Raw genomic sequence first — 19,743 nt, 5'->3', positions numbered from 1 at the left:
TCACAAAATTATGCTAAACTAAGATTTTATCCGTTAACATTTTATTAAGAAAGCACATATCATGAACATAAAAAAATGGCTGGCCACCGCCCTCGCTTGTTCCGCCCTTGCCCTGACTGCCTGCGGCGGTCAAAGCAACAATGCCTCTGCTCCTGCCGATAAAGTGTACCGTGTCGGCTCCAACGCCGAGTTTGCCCCATTCGAATCTTTGGATTCTGCCGGCAAAGTAGAAGGTTTTGACGTAGATTTGATGAATGCCATGGCTAAAGCCGGCAACTTCAAAGTCGAATTCAAACACCAGCCATGGGAAAGCCTCTTCCCTTCTCTGAACAACGGCGACGTGGACATCGTAATGTCCGGCGTAACCATCACTGACGACCGCAAACAAAGCATGCTCTTCAGCGATCCATACTTTGAAATCACCCAAGTTGTCCTCGTTCCAAAAGGCAAAAAAGTGGCTTCTTCCGAAGACCTGAAAAACATGGCCAAAGTCGGCGTGGTAACCGGCTACACCGGCGACTTCTCCGTTTCCAAACTCTTGGGCAACGACAATCCGAAAATCGCCCGCTTTGAAAGCGTTCCCCTGATTATCAAAGAATTGGAAAACGGCGGTCTGGATTCAGTAGTCAGCGACAGCGCGGTTATTGCCAACTATGTGAAAAACAACCCAACCAAAGGCTTGGATTTCATTTCCCTGCCCGACTTCACCATCGAAAACTACGGTATCGCTGCACGCAAAGGCGACGAAGCAACCATCAAAATGTTGAACGATGCGCTGAAAAAAGTACGCGAAAGTGGCGAATACGACAAAATTTACGCCAAATACTTTGCTAAAGAAGGCGAAAAAACCGAAGCAGCCAAATAATCCGGTTTGACTTCCTAAACTCAAGGCCGTCTGAAAATTTTTCAGACGGCCTTTAATCTGGTTAACGCCATTAAACGCAATCATCCCTTATAATCCGCTTGTTTTTATATTTCAAATAAAAGACACGCCACGATCAAACCTATCATCCTCAGCCTCGCTGCCGCAACTGCTTTGGCCGCCTGTTCCACTTATGAAAAACAAGAATCTCCTAAGGTCGGAGCAGCCAATCCGGCTTCTGAATTCTGCATCAAACAAGGCGGAAAATCCGAAATCAAAAAAGATAAAGACGGTGGCGAATACAGCGTGTGCCACTTGCCTGACGGTACCGTTGTCGAAGAATGGGAACATTTCCGTCAACATAACAAATAATTACTCAATCATAGAAAAGGCCGTCTGAACCCTAGTTTCAGACGGCCTTTTCTTTTAAACAGCGATTATTTTACTTCCAATTTGGTCACGCCACCCATATACGGTTGCAACGCAGCAGGAACATTAATGCTGCCGTCGGCATTTTGATGGTTTTCCAAAACGGCCACCAAAGTACGGCCGACTGCCAAGCCTGAGCCGTTCAAAGTATGCACCAAACGGTTTTTACCGTTTTCATCTTTGAAACGCGCCTTCATGCGGCGAGCTTGGAAATCTTCGCAGTTGGAGCAGCTGGAAATTTCACGGTAGGTATTTTGCGCTGGAACCCAAACTTCCAAGTCGTAGGTTTTGGTTGCGCCGAAGCCCATGTCGCCGGTACACAAAGTGATCACGCGGTATGGCAGTTCCAACGCTTTCAAAATATTTTCAGCGTGGCCGACCATTTCTTCCAGCGCTTCGTATGATTTTTCCGGATGAACGATTTGCACCATTTCCACTTTGTCGAATTGGTGCTGGCGAATCAAACCGCGCACGTCTTTACCGTATGCGCCCGCTTCGGAGCGGAAACATGGGGAATGCGCAGTCAATTTCAACGGCAAATCACTGCCGGCCACGATGCTGTCGGCAACAGTATTAGTCAGCGTTACTTCGGCGGTCGGAATCAGATATTGCGTTTTCTTACTCTCATCACCGCCGCGGGTAACGTGGAACAAATCTTCTGCAAATTTAGGCAGTTGGCCTGTGCCCTGCAGGGTCAGATCATCTACAATGTAAGGCGTGTAATGTTCGGTATAGCCGTGTTTCAGCGTGTGCGTATCAAGCATGAATTGTGCCAGTGCGCGGTGCAGGCGGGCGATTTGACCTTTCATGACGGTAAAGCGCGCGCCGGAAAGTTTCGCACCGCCTTCGAAATCCAAGCCCAAAGGCTCGCCCAAATCAACATGGTCTTTGATTTCAAAGTCAAATTCGCGCGGCGTGCCAACTTTGCGGACCTCAACGTTTTCAGTTTCGTCTTTACCGACAGGCACACTTTCGTGCGGCAGGTTCGGAATGCTCAGCAGCCAAGCATCCAATTCTTTCTGAACGGCATCCAAATCAGCGGCAGCCTGCTCCAAATCCACTTTGATTTGGGCAACCTGATCCATCGCAGCTTGAGCCTCTTCGTGTTTGCCTTGACCTTTCAACGCACCGATTTGTTTGGAAATACTGTTGCGCGAAGCCTGCAACTCTTCTGTTTTCACTTGAACGGCTTTGCGTTGCTCTTCCAAAGCGTTGAAACGCGCGGTATCAAACTCATAACCGCGGGCGGCCAAACGTTCGGCGACTGCGGCGGTATTGCTGCGGAGCAATTGGATGTCTAACATTGTTTTCTCTCGTTAAGATTCAGAATGGCATTATTGTAAACCAATTTAAAGATATTTTCACAGCGACAGGCCGTCTGAAAACAAAAAACGCCCCTGCAAAAAGCAGGAGCGTTTTTTTAAGAATTCTGGCACGCCCACGGGGATTCGAACCCCGGTTGCCGCCGTGAAAGGGCAGTGTCCTAGGCCTCTAGACGATGGGCGCGTAACCGAAGCGCGAACTATACAGAAACCCTTTTCTTCTGTCAACGCCTTTACTACATTTTTAAAGATACTGCCGATTTCCGTATGTTATTTTCCCTGTATAATGCCGGTTTTAATAAAAAGGAAAACTCGCCATGTGGTTTAAGCAAATCAGTTTTTATCCGCTCAACAAAGACAAGTTGCCCGAATTGGAAGTCCTTGCCGACAAATTGGCGCAATCCGAATTTGCCCATTGTCAGGGTTTGGACTGGTTTAGCGAAGGCTTTGCCACGCCGGTTTCCTTTTCTCCCGAGCTGGTTTTCCCTGCCGATTACACTTGGCGCGTTGCTCTGAAAAAAGAAGAAAAAGTCCTGCCTGCCGGCGTGATCCGCGATATTTTGGATGAAAAGGTTTTGGAAATCCAAAACAACGAAGCGCGCAATGTCGGCCGCAAAGAAAAACAAGAGCTGAAAGAACAGATTACTGACGACCTGCTGCCCCGTGCCTTTACGCGCAGCAGACGCACACAGGCGATTTTCGACACGCGCCACGGGTATCTTTTGGTCAACAATGCCGCATCTGCCAAAGCGGAAAATATCCTGACCAAACTGCGCGAAGCCTTGGGCGGTTTGGAAGCAGCCCTGCCCAACACCAAACAATCGCCCTCCTCCCTGATGACCAGCTGGCTGCTGCAAGGCCATTGCGAAGGCGGTTTTGAATTAGACAGCGACTGCGAACTCAAAGGCGTAGGCGATGTTGTTCCGGTCGTCAAAGTTTCCAAACAAGACCTGACCGCCGATGAAGTGGTACAACACGTCAAAAATGGCAAAACCGTTACCCAGCTGGGCTTGGTATGGCGCGAACAAATCGCGTTCATCCTCACCCAAGACTTTACGCTCAAACGCATCCAGTATCTGGACGTTTTGCAAGAAGAAGCCGAAAGCAACGGCGACGATGCAGCCAGCCTCGCCTTTGCCTCACAAATCCTGATGACCGAAGCCATCAGCACCATGTTGGAAGAACTGGTTTCTTATTTAGGCGGCTGGCAAGAGTAATTTTTCAGACGGCCTTTCGATTGGGAATATCAAAGGCCGTCTGAAATATAAATAGAAGTATCAGAAAGGATGTCATGATGTTGGGCGCAGTCATTGGCGATATTGCCGGATCACGATTCGAGTTTGACAACTACCGTCACACCGATTTTGACATTTGCAGCCCCGACAGCAACTTTACCGATGACACGATTTGCACTGTTGCCATTGCCGACTGGGTTTTACAAGGCTGCAACGATCATTTGGCCTCTATTTTACAAGGCTGGTGCAGGGCATATCCCTGTCCAAAAGGCGCATATGGCGGCCGCTTCTCACAATGGATAGAATGGAAAGATCCAGAACCTTATAATAGCTGGGGCAACGGCTCGGCCATGCGTGTTTCTGCCGTTGGCTGGGCATTTGCCACATTGGAAGAAACCCTGCATTTTGCCGAACAATCCGCCGCCGTAACGCACAACCACCCGGAAGGCATTAAAGGTGCGCAAGCCGTAGCTGCCGCCATCTTTTGGGCGCGTACCGGTATGGGCAAAGCGCAAATCAAAGAAAACATTACGCAACAATTCGGCTATGATTTGAGCCAAAGTTGCGACCAAATCCGCCCGCATTATCATTTCAACGAAAGCTGTCAAGAAACCGTACCTCAAGCAGTTACCGCCTTTCTTGAAAGCGATGATTTTGAACACGCCATCCGACTAGCGGTTTCCCTAGGCGGCGACAGCGATACCTTGGCAGCCATTACCGGCAGTATTGCCGAAGCCTACCATGGTATCCCTGCATCCATGTGCGAACACGCTTTAGCCATATTGCCACGCCGTATTGCTGAAACCCTGCTGACTTTTGAATCCCAATATCAGGCCGTCTGAAACCGCCTGCAAAAAGGAATAAATGATGAAATACCTCGCCCTACTCCCTATCGCCTTAATGCTGGGTACGCCTGCCATTGCCGAAACCATCAATCCTTATCAGGAAAAAGGTTGCGCTTATGATGGCGATGTCGGCAAAGACGGCAAACCGTCCGGCAAAGGTACATGGAAATGCCAAGACGGCCGCAGCTATGTCGGCTCATTTAAAAACGGCAAATTTGACGGCAAAGGCGCATATACCGTTTCCGGGAACGGCGAAACCTTTATCGAACCTTTCTCCTCCAACAGCGCCAAATTACGCAATATGACGCTGGAGGGCGTGTTCAAAAAAGGCAGGGCGCACGGAAACTTTACCGCCTCCCAAAACGGCACACCCGTCTTCATCATGAAATGCGAAGACGGTATGATTAAAGAAGTCAAACTGGCTAAGAAATCTGCTTCCAAAACCAAATAAACAGACTTTCAGACGGCCTTATCCAGCTTTTAGGCCGTCTGAAACATCAATTAACAAGCCAGCCTAAAGGCTGTTGTATTGATTTCAAAGAATTTCCAAACAACCCTTACCCCAGGACAACCACCATGAGCATTAAATCCGACAAATGGATACGCCGCATGGCCGAAGAACACGGCATGATTGAGCCGTTCGAGCCCAATCAAATCAAAGAGGCCAACGGCCAACGCATCATTTCCTACGGCACATCCAGCTACGGCTACGACATCCGTTGTGCCAACGAATTTAAAATTTTTACCAATATCAACAGCACCATCGTCGACCCGAAAAACTTCGACCCGAAAAACTTCGTTACAGTCGAAGACGACTGCTGCATCATTCCGCCCAACTCCTTTGCACTGGCGCGCACAGTCGAATATTTCCGCATCCCGCGCAACGTCCTGACCGTCTGCCTGGGCAAATCCACCTACGCACGCTGCGGCATTATCGTCAACGTTACCCCATTCGAACCTGAGTGGGAAGGCTACGTTACGCTTGAGTTTTCCAACACCACCCCCCTGCCTGCCAAAATTTATGCAGGCGAAGGCGTGGCCCAAGTCTTGTTCTTTGAAAGCGATGAAGTCTGCGAAACTTCATACAAAGACCGCAACGGCAAATACATGGGACAAACCGGTGTTACCCTGCCTAAGACTTAATGTACAAAATAAAAAAAGGCCGTCTGAAGTTTCAGACGGCCTTTTATCATTTAATTTAGAAACGGCGTTTCAGCTTGCAAGCCTGCAAGATATGAACGGCGAGTTCTTCCACTGATTTATCCGTTGTATTGGTAAACGGTACTCCGTGGCGTTTGAACATATTTTGCGCATCGGCAATCTCGCTGCGGCAAGTATCGATTTTGGCATAGGTCGAGTTAGGACGGCGTTCATGACGGATAGCCTGCAGACGCTCAGGCTGAATGGTCAAGCCGAACAGCTTGTCTTTATAAGGCTTGACCATACGCGGCAAATCGGTCGATTCCAAATCATCGGGAATCAATGGATAGTTTGCGGCACGGATACCGTATTGCAGGGCCAGATAGAGACAGGTCGGCGTTTTGCCCGAACGGGACACGCCCATCAAAATCACATCCGCTTCCTGCAGGTTTTTATCGCTGACGCCGTCATCATGATTCAGTGAAAAATTGACCGCCTCCATACGCGCATCATAGCGTTGGGTATTGCCGATACTGTGGTGCCCCTGCTGGGCGGCAACCGCCTCCGTATTGAGTTCCTTTTCCAAAAGACCGAGAAAGGTTTCAAAGAAATTAATATGGAACGCATTGGCTTTCTTGATGATTTCACGGATTTCGTCATTGACCACACTGACAAAAGCAATCGGGCGCACGCCGAATTTTTCAGCTGACTGGTTGACTTTGTCTACAACAGCACGCGCTTTTTCAGGCGTATCGATAAACGGATAGGTATGGCGTTTGAACTCAACATTGCCAAATTGGTTCAGCAAGGCTTCACCGATATTTTCAGCGGTCAGGCCGGTTCGGTCGGAAATATAAAAGACTTGGCGTGGATCAGTCATAATGAATCCTCTTGAAGGTAACGTTTCAGACGGCAATCATAGCAGTTACAACCTTTGCAATAAAGCGATTCCCGACAAATTACACAGGATTACAACAAATTTGAACAATTTTTAAATTGGCACAAAATTTTATTTTTTTCTATTTTGTAGAATTTTATTCTAAAATTGTAAAATAAATCTTGTTTATCAAATTTATTAACTTATTTTGTTTTCCATATTTAACAAGAAGATAACACGTAAAAACATGAATCTGATATTCACATTTCAGAAGGCTACACGCCTGAAAAGCACAATATCACAGACGAATTTGTGATTTTTAAAAAGATAAAACACATGACAGCCATCAAACGAATGGCTACAATAAGCAGGCGGATTTGTTTCTTTTTTAACATTTTTTGGATTGGATTGGACACACAAATGGCCGAAAACTACGTTATTTGGTTTGAAAACCTGCGTATGACTGACGTTGAGCGAGTGGGCGGTAAAAATGCCTCTTTGGGCGAAATGATCAGCCAACTGACTGAAAAAGGCGTGCGCGTTCCCGGCGGTTTTGCAACCACAGCCGAAGCTTATCGTGCTTTCCTGGCTCACAATGGTCTGAGCGAGCGTATTTCCGAAGCCCTGAAACAACTGGATGTTGAAGACGTTGCCGAGTTGGCGCGCGTGGGTAAAGAAATCCGTCAATGGATTTTGAATACTCCGTTCCCTGACCAGCTGGATGCTGAAATCGAAACAGCTTGGAACAAAATGGTTGCCGATGCCGGCGGTGCGGACATTTCCGTTGCCGTACGTTCTTCCGCAACAGCAGAAGACCTGCCGGATGCTTCTTTCGCCGGCCAACAAGAAACCTTCCTGAATATCAACGGCTTGGATAACGTTAAAGAAGCAATGCACCATGTATTCGCTTCCCTGTACAACGACCGTGCCATTTCTTACCGTGTCCACAAAGGCTTCGAACACGACATCGTTGCCCTTTCTGCCGGCGTACAACGCATGGTGCGCTCTGACAGCGGTGCATCCGGTGTGATGTTTACCATCGATACCGAATCCGGTTATGACCAAGTCGTTTTCGTTACCTCTTCTTACGGCCTGGGCGAAAACGTCGTACAAGGCGCGGTAAACCCTGACGAATTCTATGTATTCAAACCTACTTTGAAAGCAGGCAAACCGGCTATCCTGCGCAAAACCATGGGTTCGAAACAAATCAAAATGATCTTTACCGACAAAGCCGAAGCCGGTAAATCTGTAACCAACGTTGATGTACCTGCAGAAGACCGTCAACGCTTCTCCATTACTGACGCCGAAGTAACCGAGTTGGCTCATTACGCGCTGACTATCGAAAAACACTACGGCCGCCCAATGGACATCGAATGGGGCCGCGACGGCTTGGATGGCAAACTCTACATCCTGCAAGCGCGTCCTGAAACCGTGAAATCTCAAGAAGACGGCAGCCGCAACCTGCGCCGCTTCTCTATCAACGGCGAAAAAGTTGTCTTGTGCGAAGGCCGAGCCATCGGTCAAAAAGTGGGCCAAGGTAAAGTTCGCTTGGTGAAAGATGCTTCCGAGATGGATTCCGTTGAAGCAGGCGACGTACTCGTTACCGACATGACCGACCCTGATTGGGAACCGGTAATGAAACGTGCTTCTGCCATCGTGACCAACCGTGGCGGCCGTACTTGCCACGCAGCGATTATCGCGCGTGAATTAGGTATTCCGGCTGTTGTAGGCTGCGGCGACGCAACCGATCTGCTTTCAGACGGCCAAGAAGTTACCGTATCTTGTGCCGAAGGCGATACCGGCTTCATCTACTCCGGCCTGTTGGACGTACAAATTACCGATGTTGCTTTGGACAACATGCCTAAAGCCCCTGTCAAAGTGATGATGAACGTTGGTAACCCTGAATTGGCATTCAGCTTCGCCAACCTGCCTAGCGAAGGCATCGGCTTGGCACGTATGGAATTCATCATCAACCGCCAAATCGGTATCCATCCTAAAGCCTTGTTGGAATTTGACAAACAAGACGACGAATTGAAAGCGGAAATTACCCGCCGCATCGCCGGCTATGCCTCCCCTGTCGACTTCTATGTCGATAAAATCGCAGAAGGCGTGGCAACTTTGGCTGCTTCGGTTTACCCACGCAAAACCATCGTCCGTATGTCTGACTTCAAATCCAACGAGTACGCCAACTTGGTGGGTGGCAGCATCTACGAACCGCACGAAGAAAACCCAATGTTGGGCTTCCGCGGCGCGGCGCGTTATGTCGCTGACAGCTTCAAAGACTGCTTCGCACTCGAGTGCAAAGCCTTGAAACGCGTCCGTGACGAAATGGGTCTGACCAACGTCGAAATCATGATTCCATTCGTCCGCACTTTGGGTGAAGCCGAAGCTGTTGTCAAAGCCCTGAAAGAAAACGGTTTGGAACGCGGCAAAAACGGCCTGCGCCTGATCATGATGTGCGAGTTGCCAAGCAACGCTGTATTGGCAGAACAATTCCTGCAATACTTCGACGGCTTCTCCATCGGCTCTAACGACATGACCCAGCTGACCCTCGGCCTCGACCGTGACAGTGGCTTGGTATCCGACTCCTTTGACGAACGCAATCCTGCCGTTAAAGTGATGTTGCACTTGGCAATCTCTGCCTGCCGCAAACAAAACAAATACGTCGGTATTTGCGGTCAAGGCCCGTCAGACCATCCGGACTTTGCCAAATGGCTGGTTCAAGAAGGTATCGAAAGCGTATCGCTCAACCCTGATACCGTGATTGAAACTTGGCTGTATCTGGCTAACGAATTGAACAAATAAGTTCGATGAGACAAAAATCCCCTGCCCGTTTATCTCGGCAGGGGATTTTTATTGCCTTATTCAATGCCGTCTGAAAGAACTTTCACGTTCTTTTACCTTTTCAAAAAAGTCCCTTTTCATCAAAAAGATATAAAAATATTCAACCATATCTACAAATTCTCAATGGTACTATATTGCCTTTCCGCATTTTATCCCATGCCTTTTGAGTGAACCTTTTTTCACTCTTCCTATCTATCATATACAGTATAACGATACATTTAGAAACAACCCATGAATACAACCTTTATTTCCACCTTTCAGACGGCCTTGAAACGTCTGGCACTCATCAGCACCATTGCCGTCTTAGCAGCCTGCGCCGGCAACAATACCTCTTCCAACCGCGCCGTACCCGACGGCTACTACAAAGTCCGCCCCGGCGATACCCTGACCCAAATCGCCAAACGCTACGGACAAAACGTCAATACACTGGTTGCATGGAACAATCTTCCCAACGCCTCACAAATCGAAGTCGGTCAAGTATTGCGCGTCCGCCGTCATGTTGCCTCCCGCAATACTGCTACGCAGCAACGCCAAGCAACCGCCGTTACCCCGATCAATCGGTTAAGCTTGCAATGGCCAACCGATAACGCCTCATCCTCCATTATCCAACGCTACAACGGCACAACCAGCAAAGGCATAGATATTGCAGGCACACAAGGCCAACAAATCCGTTCTGCCGCAGCCGGTACCGTTATCTACGTTGGCGAAGAAGTTCGCGGCTACGGCAAGCTGATTTTAATCAGCCACAACGACTACACCATTACCGCCTATGCCCACAACGACACGCTTTTGGTACAAAAAGATCAAAAAGTCCAAGCAGGCCAAGTTATCGCCACCATGGGTAGCAGCGATACAGACAGCGTCAAGCTTCATTTTGAAGTTCGTCTAAACGGCAAAGCAGTCGATCCTCTGCCTTATTTGACCAGAACAAATTAATGCCCAATCAAAAGGCCGTCTGAAATAACAGTATTTCAGACGGCCTTTTGATTATCTTGCTATAACAGCTATTTCAACAAAATCTTTTCCTATTTAACTTATGTTGATTGAGTGTAAACGCCGTTATACAATAACAACTCTTTTTAACATTCCATTTCAGGTACCCTACTATGTCTCCTAACCGTATCCTTGCAACCGCATTCTTGTTTGCATCTGCATTTGCCAGCGCGGATGTCCATATTGATGAAAGCATTCCTTACCGCGACAAAGAAGAAATCGATACCCGTATTGTTTCCGAGTGTTTAGAAGTGGGCAGCATCATGTCCAAATCTTTGCAAGAAACTGCAGCCAAAAGCGATGTAACGGTTGTCCGTGACGGTAAAAAACAAGGCACATACGCAGATATCGCCATTACTTCGGCCATGAGTGCAGGCAATGCCTTTATCGGTCACGCCAAAGGTATGGCTGTTTCAGCCACTTTGTATGTTGACGGTAAACAAGTTGGCAAAAAAACCTTTACCCGCAATTCTTCCGGCGGTATGTTTGGCGCTTATAAAAGCTCTTGTGCCGTCTTGAACCGTACTTCCAAAGTATTGGGTTCTGACATTGCCCAATGGGTTGTCCGCGAACAAAAAAACGCTCAAGATAAATAATTTATCGAACTAAAAAGGCCGTCTGAAAGTATTTTCAGACGGCCTTTTTTCATGCCTTCATTAACAACAGCGTCCGCCGTTGCTACCGCAACGGCGTTTGCGGCAGTAGTCTTGGAATTGCAGCTCGGTCATGACCGGCGCATTGGGATTATGTTTGCGCTGGCGGGCAACGTAGTTTTCATAATCTGGGACACCGGCCATCAAGTTTGCTGTCAACTTGATGGTTTTCCACCAAGATGCGAGCTTATGCTTCATGCTGAGCCTCCGGCTGTTTACCGTCGCGGTACACTGCTGGAATTTCTTTAGCAGTTGGCCAGCCGACTTTGCGGGCTTTCATGGCGGTACGGAAACCGTACACGGCTACAATCACGACAACTGCCAGGAACAAAGCGGTCAGACCGGCATTGATTTGGTCGTTGAAGATGATTTGTGACATTTCGCCAATGTCTTTAGCAGGAGCAAGGACTTCGCCTGAAGCCAAGGCATCGCGGTATTTGCCTGCGTGAGCCAAGAAGCTGACGCGCGGATCGCTGTGGAACAGTTTTTGCAAACCGGCATAGCAGGTTACAAACAATACGCCGAAAGCAGGAACCAAAGTTACCCAAACATAGCGGTCGCGTTTCATTTTCACCAATACAACGGTACACATAATCAACGCTACACCTGCAAGCATTTGGTTGGCGATACCGAACAACGGCCAGAGCGAGTTGATACCACCCAGAGGGTCGGTTACGCCGGTATAGAGGAAGTAACCCCACAATGCCACGGCAAAGAATGTTGCAACCAAGTTGGCAGGGATAGAGTCGGTATTACCGAATGGTTTGTAGAAGATACTGCCCAAGTCTTGAATCATGAAACGGGCAACGCGTGTACCTGCGTCAACCGCGGTCAAGATGAACAAGGCTTCAAACAGCAAGGCAAAGTGATACCAGAACGCCATCATGGCTTCGCCCGGAATCAGACGGCTCATGATGTGTGCCATACCGACTGCAAGGGTTGGTGCGCCACCTGCACGGGACAGAATGGTGTTTTCGCCCACTTCTTTAGCAGTATGTAACAGAGTTGCGGCATCAACAGAGAAATTCAGTTTAGTGGTGATGACTTCGGCAGCTGTGTTGGCATCTGTACCAATCAGCGCGGCCGGGCTGTTCATCGCGAAGTACACGCCTGGATCAAGCGAAGCGGCAGCAGCCAGAGCCATAATGGCCACAAAGCTTTCCATAATCATGCCACCGTAACCGATCATGCGGACGTGGGTTTCGTTTTCCACCATTTTTGGCGTAGTACCTGAAGAAATCAGCGCATGGAAGCCTGAAACCGCACCACAAGCGATGGTAATGAACAAGAATGGGAACAATGCACCAGAGAATACTGGGCCTGAACCGTCAATAAAGTGGGTAACTGCAGGCATTTGCAGAGTCGGGTTAACAATAACGATACCCAAAGCCAAAGCTGCAATCGTACCGATTTTCAGGAAGGTAGACAGATAGTCGCGCGGAGTCAGCAAGAGCCAAACCGGCAATACGGAAGCCACGAAACCGTAAATCATAATCGCCCAAGTCAGCTGAATGCCATCAAGGTCGAACCAATGGCCGAAGGAGCTGTGGGCAACATCTTCACCGTAAATCACAGCCAACATCAGCAAAATAAAGCCGACGATGGAAATCTCGCCAATTTTGCCCGGACGGATGTAACGGGTGTAGATACCCATAAACAGGGCAATCGGCATAGTCGCTGCGATGGTGAACGTACCCCAAGGGCTGTGAACCAATGCTTTCACAACGATCAGCGCCAACACCGCCATAATGATGACCATAATCATCAAAATACCGATGGATGCAATCACGCCTGGGACGGTACCGAGTTCTTGTTTCACGATATCGCCCAAAGATTTACCATCACGGCGCATAGAAACAAACAGTACCATCATATCCTGTACGGCACCGGCAAATACCACGCCGAAGATAATCCACAAAGTACCGGGCAGATAACCCATTTGAGCTGCCAATACAGGACCAACCAAAGGGCCTGCGCCGGCAATAGCGGCAAAGTGGTGGCCGAACAGTACGCCTTTATGTGTGGGAACATAGTCCAAGCCGTCATTGTGGCGTTCTGCCGGAGTCAGACGGTTAGGATCAAGCTGCATCACACGGTTGGCAATGTAAAGACTGTAGAAACGGTAGGCAATGCAGTATACCGAAATGGCGGCCGTAACCATCCAAATCGCACTGACTTGCTCGCCACGGCTGAGAGCTAAAGTAGTAAAGGAGGCCAAGCCTACCAAAACCACAATGCCCCAGATCAAAAATGATTTGAGCGATTTCATTGATTTATCCTTAAAACGTGATGCACTAAGGCTTGCTTTAGCGACAAACTGCCTTAATGCGCTTCAGAAAGACCAGTCATTATAGTCTTCATGATTTCATGAGTGAAATGTCATTTCAACCCCAATTCGACTGAAAACAAAATGATTAGTTCGTTCGTAAGGTTAACACAAACAGACAATATACCCTTCATTTTTTACTTCAAAACCAAATATTCCTTAACATATAGCAAACGAAAGGCCGTCTGAAAATCCAAATATTCAGTTTTCAGACGGCCTGACAAACGGTCAATGCTATAATCCGATATTCCCATTTCTCTATATTGCCATACCATGCAAAACAACGATTCCGAAACCATGCGCCTCTCCAAACGCATGGCGCAATTAGGCTTATGCTCGCGCCGCGAGGCAGACAGCTACATTGAGCAAGGCTGGGTCAAAGTAAACGGCCAAACCGCCGTACTCGGTCAAAAAGTAACCGAGCGCGACCGTATCGACCTCAACAAACAAGCCCATGAAAAACAAGCCGCGCGCGTAACCATCCTTCTGAACAAACCCGTCGGCTACGTCAGCGCGCAGGCAGAAAAAGGCTATAAATCCGCCGCCGAACTCATTACCGCCGAAAACCACTGGGAAGGCGACGACAGTCGTATCCCTTTCAGCGAAAAACACAAATTCGGCTTAGCCCCTGCCGGCCGCCTGGATATCGACTCCGTCGGATTGTTGGTACTCACTCAGGACGGCCGCATTGCCAAACAACTGATTGGCGAAAACAGCAGCAGCGAAAAAGAATACCTCGTCCGCGTCCGCGGCAAACTGGACGACAAAGGCCTTGCCCTGCTCAACCACGGCTTGAGTTTGGACGGAGAAAAATTGCGTCCCGCCAAAGTCGAATGGCAAAACGAAGACCAGTTGCGCTTTATTTTGCGACAAGGCAAAAAACGACAAATCCGCCGCATGTGCGAACTGGTCGGCCTGCGCGTCGTCGGTTTGAAACGCATCCGCATGGGCAAAGTCAAACTCGGCAGACTGCCACCGGGCAAATGGCGTTATTTACGCGCTGACGAATCGTTTTAATTGCAGATAACAAAAAGGCCGTCTGAAAACACATTTCAGACGGCCTGATCTTTTACTGCTTACTCGATATAAGTAAACTTCGCACGTTTGATATTGCAGAGGATTTCGTACGGAATCATACCGGCAACTTCGGAAACTTCATTGATATTAATCACATCACCCCAAAGCTCGACTTCCGCGCCCAAGCCCTCTTTCGAGGCTTCCAGTTCAACCGTAATCATATCCATAGATACCCTGCCGATAATACGGCTGCGTTTGCCATCCACCGCTACAGGAGAATTAGTAGAAGCGCGACGCGGATAACCGTCGGCATAGCCGCAGGCAATCAAACCGACACGGGTAGATTTGCTGGTGTAGAACGTTGCGCCGTAACCAATCGGAGAATGCGGCTGCAACACGCGCTCGCCGAAAACGCGGGAAGTCAGGCGCATAACTGGTTTCAAACGCTCATCCACGCCGCCGAAAGGCGAAATACCATATAAGGCCAGACCGGCACGTCCCCAATCGCGGTGCGCTTCAGGCACGTTCAAAATCGCGGCGGAATTGGCTAAGCTCTCTTCGCCTTCCAAGCCTTCACACGCCAAGTCAAACGCTTCAATCTGCATTTCGGTCATGCCGTTTTCCGGCTCGTCCGCGCAGGCAAAATGGCTGAATTTCACAATATTTTCAACCGATTCGGATTGTTTCAATGCAGTATAGGCCGCGGCATAGTTATGCGGAAAGAAACCGGCACGGTGCATACCTGAGTCCATTTTCAGCCATACAGTTGTCGGATGTTGCCACTCATGATGCACAAACGCCTCCAGCTGCCATTGACTGCCGATTGCCGGCCACAAATCATAACGGTCAACATCCGCATACTCCGCAGCATCAAATACGCCTTCCAACAAAACAATCGGATTTTTAATGCCGTTTTGACGCAGTTCCACGCCTTCATCTACCGTTGCTACCGCAAAGCCGTCGGCAATATCTGCCAACGCGTGTGCACATCTGACCGCGCCATGCCCGTAAGCATCGGCCTTAATCACAGCCAACAATTTATTGCCGTGCAACTCTTTGAGAAAACGATAATTTTGACGTAAATTATCCAAACGGATTTGCGCATTGAGCGGACGCATAATGTATTCCTCTTATCGGCATTCCGTTTCAGACGGCCTGCCCCATTACTTTGAAGTAAATATTATAGGTCAAAAACTACACAGGATTCCATGAAATCCACAAGAATAATCTATTCATAATTTAGACCTCATGCGCGCCTTTAGGCATTTATGCTTCTTCTCAGCCTGTTTTAAGGTTATGATTCAATCCAAATGAAAACGACAGACATCAAGGCCATGAAAGAACTCGACAAAACCGACTTAAAAATTCTCAAGCTCCTACAACAAAACGCACGTATCCCCATGACCGAATTGGCTGAAAAAGTCGGCCTCTCCACCACGCCGGTAACCGAACGCGTCCGCCGCTTGGAACGCGACAACCTCATTACCGGCTATCACGCCCATCTGAATCCTCATGCTTTAGGTCAAAGCCTCTTGGTCTTTGTCGAGCTGAAACTGCGCTCCAAATCCGGCAATATTTTTGAAGACTTCAAACGCGAAGTGCTAAAAATTCCGCAAATTTTGGAATGCCACTTGGTCTCCGGCGAATACGACTACCTTATCAAAGTCCGCCTGCCCAATATGTCCGCCTATCGCGATATGCTCGGCAATATCCTGCTGCAACTGCCGGCTGCGTCCGAAAGCCGCAGCTATGTTGTCATGGAAGAAGTCAAAGAAGAAGTAGTATTAGACATCTAATTCTATTCAACCAATAAAGGCCTCCTGAAAGATTACAACATTCAGACGGCCTTTATTTTAAATAGGCAAAAAAAAATGCACACATTCGACAGAATGCGTGCCAAGTCTACAAAGGAGAAATAGAGGAGAAACTATTAACTGACTACTCGAACCAGCTAACGAAACGAATTATGCAACAAGAGATTCAACCGCGCAAGTATTTTTCTTGTAAAGTTTCTTAATTATTCAATTTACAAATTTTAAATGTAATCATGTTTCAATATAGATAAAAAAATGCGCATACCGTCTCGATATGCGCCAAGTCTACAAAGGAGAAATAGAGGAGAAAAATCAAGCTGCATCAAGCAACTCAACGGCGCGAATTATCCTAGCCTTCTACCCTCCTGTCAACTGTTTTCCCATCTATTTTCAAGTATTTTGCTAAAAAACAACAAATCCGCTATTCCCCTCTTTTTCTTGCTATTTTCGCCCATATATAAAGAGAATTTAGGGCCGTCTGAAACATATATTGCCACTAAAGATAAACGGCTCCATACTCACACATTCATCGTCCATATCAACCCAACCCAAAGACCATGACCACCCCACTCTCCCTTGCCGTTGTCGGCCATACCAACACAGGCAAAACCTCGCTCTTACGTACGCTTTTGCGCGACAGCACCTTCGGCGAAGTGAAAAACGCGCCATCCACCACGCGCCATGTCGAAGAAGCCCTTATCAACGACAGCGACGACAGCTTGGTTTACCTCTACGACACCCCTGGCCTTGAAGATGCAGGTGGCGTGTTGGACTGGCTGGAAATCCACACATCCGCACGCGATGACGGTATTGAACGCATCCAGCAATTCCTCAGCAATCATGAAGCACATCACGAATTCAACCAAGAGGCCAAAGTGCTGCGCCAAGTCATGCAAAGCGATATGGCCATGTACGTCATCGATGCGCGGGAACCCGTCCTTGACAAATACAAAGACGAGCTGACCATTTTGTCTTGGTGCGCCAAGCCCATCATGCCCGTGTTCAACTTTACCCAAAATCAAGACCTGACCGCTTGGACCAATATGCTCGCCCGCAGAAACCTGCATGTTTACGCCGGTTTCGATACCGTTGCCTTCGACTTTGAAGGCGAAATCCGATTGTGGGACAACCTCGCCACCATGTTACCTAAGCGCGACATCCTCGACCGTCTCATCAATATGCGCCGGCGCGAGTGGCAACGGCTGGATACGGAAGCGCGCCGTGAAATTGCCGATTTTCTGCTGGATGCCGCCGCATTTACCCAAGAAATTGCCGAAAACGACGACCCTGCCCCGACTTTGGAAGTCATGCAATCGGAAATCCGCCAACTTGAGCGGCAAATGCAACAACGCCTGTTCACACTTTACCGCTTCTATCACGACGAGGTCAGCAGCGACAGTACATGGATGCCCAAAGCCTTCAAACAAGATCCGTTTGACAGCGAATTGCTCAAACATTACGGCATTCGTACCGGTACCGGCGCAACCGCAGGCGCACTCATCGGCCTAGGCTTGGACATTGCCACGCTTGGCGGCTCGCTTGGTTTGGGTACCGCCATCGGCGGACTGTTGGGCGGCATTTTGCCCAATGCCCAAGACATCACCGACAAAATCAACGGCCGACAAACCCTGCATACCGATCCGGAAACCCTTACCCTGCTCGCCGCACGCGCACTGGATTTGTTGCACGTCTTGCAAACGCGCGGCCATGCGGCTCAATCTCATATCGAGCTAAAAGAACGCAAAGCGCCATGGAATGCTGCTAAATTGCCAAGCGAACTCAACAAAGCGCGCAGCAACCGCAAATGGTCTTCACTCAACACACACCAGCCCGAAGCCAGCCGTAACGAACGCGCAGCCCATGTCGCCACTTTAAGCGAGAAATTAAAAGCTTAGAATTGCCGCATAACAAAAAGGCCGTCTGAAACCCAAATGTTTCAGACGGCCTTTTAATCTTAGCAAATACTTATTCAGCAGCTTTAGTCTCACGTTTCAAACCGCCGCCAAGTGCTTTATACAAGTCGGCAAGGTTTTCCAGACGGGTCAGCTGATTGGCTAAAAGAGCAGTATCCGCGCTATAACTGCTGCGTTCGGCGTCCAGCAAATCCAATGCGCTAGATACGCCATGTTTGTAGCGCAGGCTGATGAGGCGCAGGCTGTCGTTGTAGGCGCGACTTTGTTTGCTCAAAGCGGCATAGCTTTTATCCAGCTGTTCGCGTGCAACCAACGCATTGGAAACGTCTTTGAATGCGGATTGAACAGCAGCTTCATAAGCAACGATTTGTGCCTGTTGGCGCAGTTTGGCTACGTCAAGATTGGCTTTGTTTGTGCCCCAGTCAAAGATAGGCAGAGTGATGGACGGTGCAAAAGCCCAAATACCCGTGCCGCTCTTAAACAGGCCGCTCAACTCGCCGGAAGCCGTACCAACCGAACCGGTCAGGCTGATGCGTGGGAAAAACGCTGCACGAGCCGCACCGATATTGGCATTGGCTTGTTTGAGCGCGTGTTCGGCCGCACGGATATCCGGACGGTTGAGCAACACGTCCGAACTCAAACCAGCAGGCAGTTTGGTCAATTTGAACTGCTTGCTCAAAGGCAAACCGGCGGGCAAGTCTTCGGGCAAAGGTTGATTAATCAGCATAGCCAAGGAATTGCGCGCTTGCTCGCGGTTTTTCACTGCGGATGCGTAATCGGCTTTGGCCGATTCGATCAGGGCTTCCTGTTGGCGCAAATCAACGGCGGAAATCACACCGGCCTTATGACGCAATTGCGAGAGCTTGTAAGTCGCTTCACGGGTTTGCAATACGCGTTGTGCCAATGCCATGGTTTCTTCAGCGTAGCGTTCGTTAAAGTAGGCTTTGGCAACGGTAGAAATCAAGGTCAGATGCGCGGCATCGCGGTTGGCGGCCACATTGAAATAACCTTGCAACGCGGCTTCGCTGGTACTGCGGACACGGCCGAAAAGGTCAAGCTCATAAGAAGCCGCGCCCAAACCCACGCTGTATTGGCTGCTGACGCTGCCGCCGCTCAAGCTGCCTTGACGCGAACCTGTACCGCTGGCATTGACGGTTGGCAACAAATTATTACGCGCAATCATATATTGCTTGCGGTAGATTTCCGCATTCAGCGCGGCTGTACGCAAATCGGTATTGCGTTCCAATGCGATGTCGATCAGGCGGTGAAGGCGCGGATCGGCAAAGTAATCTTGCCAACCCAATTCAGCGGCACGGATACCGTCGTCAACGGTGTCGTATTTAAACGTATCGGCAACGGCAACTTGAGGCTGCTCATATTTGGGCATCATGGTACAGGCCGATAAAGCCACGGCGGCGGCAACGGCGGTCAGTACAGGTTTGAATGTAATCTTCTTCATTTTAGAATCCTTTA

At 48.9% G+C, this 19,743-nt stretch carries 18 protein-coding genes and 1 tRNA gene; 12 read left to right on the top strand and 7 right to left on the bottom strand.

The genetic code is table 11. From position 1 onward, the window contains the following. The first annotated feature begins 61 nt into the window (after window positions 1-61). Window positions 62-865, top strand: coding sequence for a basic amino acid ABC transporter substrate-binding protein (locus ACTHRE_RS00180; protein WP_070615391.1), 804 nt, complete (start codon window positions 62-64; stop codon window positions 863-865). Window positions 866-997: 132 nt separating this feature from the next. Continuing rightward, window positions 998-1,234 carry a putative hemolysin gene (locus ACTHRE_RS00175; RefSeq protein ID WP_377073268.1) on the top strand — a complete coding sequence of 79 codons (237 nt, stop codon included), beginning with the start codon at window positions 998-1,000 and terminating at the stop codon, window positions 1,232-1,234. Between the two features lie 65 nt (window positions 1,235-1,299). Here ACTHRE_RS00175 and serS read toward each other — a convergent pair whose 3' ends face one another. Continuing rightward, complete coding sequence (serS, locus tag ACTHRE_RS00170) at window positions 1,300-2,595, bottom strand: serine--tRNA ligase (RefSeq protein ID WP_377073178.1); 1,296 nt, start codon at window positions 2,593-2,595, stop codon at window positions 1,300-1,302. A 126-nt stretch (window positions 2,596-2,721) separates the two neighbouring features. Further along, window positions 2,722-2,797, bottom strand: a tRNA-Glu gene (locus ACTHRE_RS00165). A gap of 133 nt (window positions 2,798-2,930) precedes the next feature. Between ACTHRE_RS00165 and ACTHRE_RS00160 the strand changes: the two genes are divergently transcribed. The 4 genes from ACTHRE_RS00160 to dcd all read left to right on the top strand — a co-directional run bounded on the left by ACTHRE_RS00160 (window position 2,931) and on the right by dcd (window position 5,836). Continuing rightward, the gene (locus tag ACTHRE_RS00160) at window positions 2,931-3,830 is read left to right on the top strand and encodes a recombination-associated protein RdgC (protein ID WP_377073180.1); all 900 of its coding nucleotides are present in this window, start codon (window positions 2,931-2,933) and stop codon (window positions 3,828-3,830) included. A 77-nt stretch (window positions 3,831-3,907) separates the two neighbouring features. Continuing rightward, complete coding sequence (locus ACTHRE_RS00155; protein ID WP_070646740.1) at window positions 3,908-4,690, top strand: ADP-ribosylglycohydrolase family protein; 783 nt, start codon at window positions 3,908-3,910, stop codon at window positions 4,688-4,690. Window positions 4,691-4,712: 22 nt separating this feature from the next. Then, a complete protein-coding gene (locus ACTHRE_RS00150; protein ID WP_377073182.1) occupies window positions 4,713-5,144 on the top strand; it encodes a hypothetical protein in 432 nt (143 codons plus the stop codon). A gap of 125 nt (window positions 5,145-5,269) precedes the next feature. Further along, entirely contained in the window at window positions 5,270-5,836 is a 567-nt protein-coding gene (gene dcd / locus ACTHRE_RS00145; RefSeq protein WP_003680541.1) for a dCTP deaminase, read from the top strand. Window positions 5,837-5,891: 55 nt separating this feature from the next. Here dcd and ppsR read toward each other — a convergent pair whose 3' ends face one another. Beyond that, complete coding sequence (gene ppsR, locus ACTHRE_RS00140; RefSeq protein ID WP_003684897.1) at window positions 5,892-6,713, bottom strand: posphoenolpyruvate synthetase regulatory kinase/phosphorylase PpsR; 822 nt, start codon at window positions 6,711-6,713, stop codon at window positions 5,892-5,894. A gap of 417 nt (window positions 6,714-7,130) precedes the next feature. Here ppsR and ppsA point away from each other — a divergent pair, with 417 nt between their 5' ends. The 3 genes from ppsA to ACTHRE_RS00125 all read left to right on the top strand — a co-directional run bounded on the left by ppsA (window position 7,131) and on the right by ACTHRE_RS00125 (window position 11,143). Beyond that, window positions 7,131-9,515 carry a phosphoenolpyruvate synthase gene (gene ppsA / locus ACTHRE_RS00135; RefSeq protein WP_440344791.1) on the top strand — a complete coding sequence of 795 codons (2,385 nt, stop codon included), beginning with the start codon at window positions 7,131-7,133 and terminating at the stop codon, window positions 9,513-9,515. A 270-nt stretch (window positions 9,516-9,785) separates the two neighbouring features. After that, window positions 9,786-10,490, top strand: a complete 705-nt coding sequence (locus tag ACTHRE_RS00130; protein ID WP_036491300.1) for a peptidoglycan DD-metalloendopeptidase family protein — start codon at window positions 9,786-9,788, stop codon at window positions 10,488-10,490. Between the two features lie 170 nt (window positions 10,491-10,660). Next, window positions 10,661-11,143: a hypothetical protein gene (locus ACTHRE_RS00125; RefSeq protein ID WP_003747439.1), complete on the top strand. Its 483-nt coding sequence runs from the start codon at window positions 10,661-10,663 to the stop codon at window positions 11,141-11,143. Window positions 11,144-11,203: 60 nt separating this feature from the next. Here ACTHRE_RS00125 and ACTHRE_RS00120 read toward each other — a convergent pair whose 3' ends face one another. Together ACTHRE_RS00120 and ACTHRE_RS00115 are read right to left on the bottom strand one after the other, a co-directional pair. After that, window positions 11,204-11,398 (bottom strand): YbdD/YjiX family protein, encoded by a 195-nt coding sequence (locus ACTHRE_RS00120; RefSeq protein WP_049343946.1) that lies wholly within the window; start codon window positions 11,396-11,398, stop codon window positions 11,204-11,206. After that, complete coding sequence (locus ACTHRE_RS00115) at window positions 11,388-13,469, bottom strand: carbon starvation CstA family protein (RefSeq protein WP_377073187.1); 2,082 nt, start codon at window positions 13,467-13,469, stop codon at window positions 11,388-11,390. Before ACTHRE_RS00115 ends, ACTHRE_RS00120 begins: the two co-directional genes overlap by 11 nt. Window positions 13,470-13,799: 330 nt before the next feature. On the opposite strand from ACTHRE_RS00115, the gene ACTHRE_RS00110 reads away from it, so the two are divergent. Beyond that, the gene (locus tag ACTHRE_RS00110; protein ID WP_004520512.1) at window positions 13,800-14,543 is read left to right on the top strand and encodes a pseudouridine synthase; all 744 of its coding nucleotides are present in this window, start codon (window positions 13,800-13,802) and stop codon (window positions 14,541-14,543) included. A gap of 59 nt (window positions 14,544-14,602) precedes the next feature. Here ACTHRE_RS00110 and alr read toward each other — a convergent pair whose 3' ends face one another. Continuing rightward, complete coding sequence (gene alr, locus ACTHRE_RS00105) at window positions 14,603-15,661, bottom strand: alanine racemase (protein WP_377073189.1); 1,059 nt, start codon at window positions 15,659-15,661, stop codon at window positions 14,603-14,605. 216 nt (window positions 15,662-15,877) lie between these two features. On the opposite strand from alr, the gene ACTHRE_RS00100 reads away from it, so the two are divergent. Beyond that, a complete protein-coding gene (locus tag ACTHRE_RS00100; RefSeq protein WP_079453694.1) occupies window positions 15,878-16,339 on the top strand; it encodes a winged helix-turn-helix transcriptional regulator in 462 nt (153 codons plus the stop codon). A 575-nt stretch (window positions 16,340-16,914) separates the two neighbouring features. Then, window positions 16,915-18,252, top strand: coding sequence for a GTPase/DUF3482 domain-containing protein (locus ACTHRE_RS00095; RefSeq protein WP_440344793.1), 1,338 nt, complete (start codon window positions 16,915-16,917; stop codon window positions 18,250-18,252). A gap of 70 nt (window positions 18,253-18,322) precedes the next feature. Here the strand turns inward: ACTHRE_RS00095 and ACTHRE_RS00090 are convergent, their stop codons facing one another. Beyond that, the gene (locus ACTHRE_RS00090; RefSeq protein ID WP_128581710.1) at window positions 18,323-19,729 is read right to left on the bottom strand and encodes an efflux transporter outer membrane subunit; all 1,407 of its coding nucleotides are present in this window, start codon (window positions 19,727-19,729) and stop codon (window positions 18,323-18,325) included. Window positions 19,730-19,743: the final 14 nt, after the last annotated feature.

The organism is Neisseria sp. P0001.S007, from assembly GCF_051963655.1.
In the GTDB taxonomy this organism is placed as follows: domain Bacteria; phylum Pseudomonadota; class Gammaproteobacteria; order Burkholderiales; family Neisseriaceae; genus Neisseria; species Neisseria subflava_A.
Note: the sequence above shows the minus strand (reverse complement) of the source record. Positions and strands in the feature narration are given on the sequence as shown.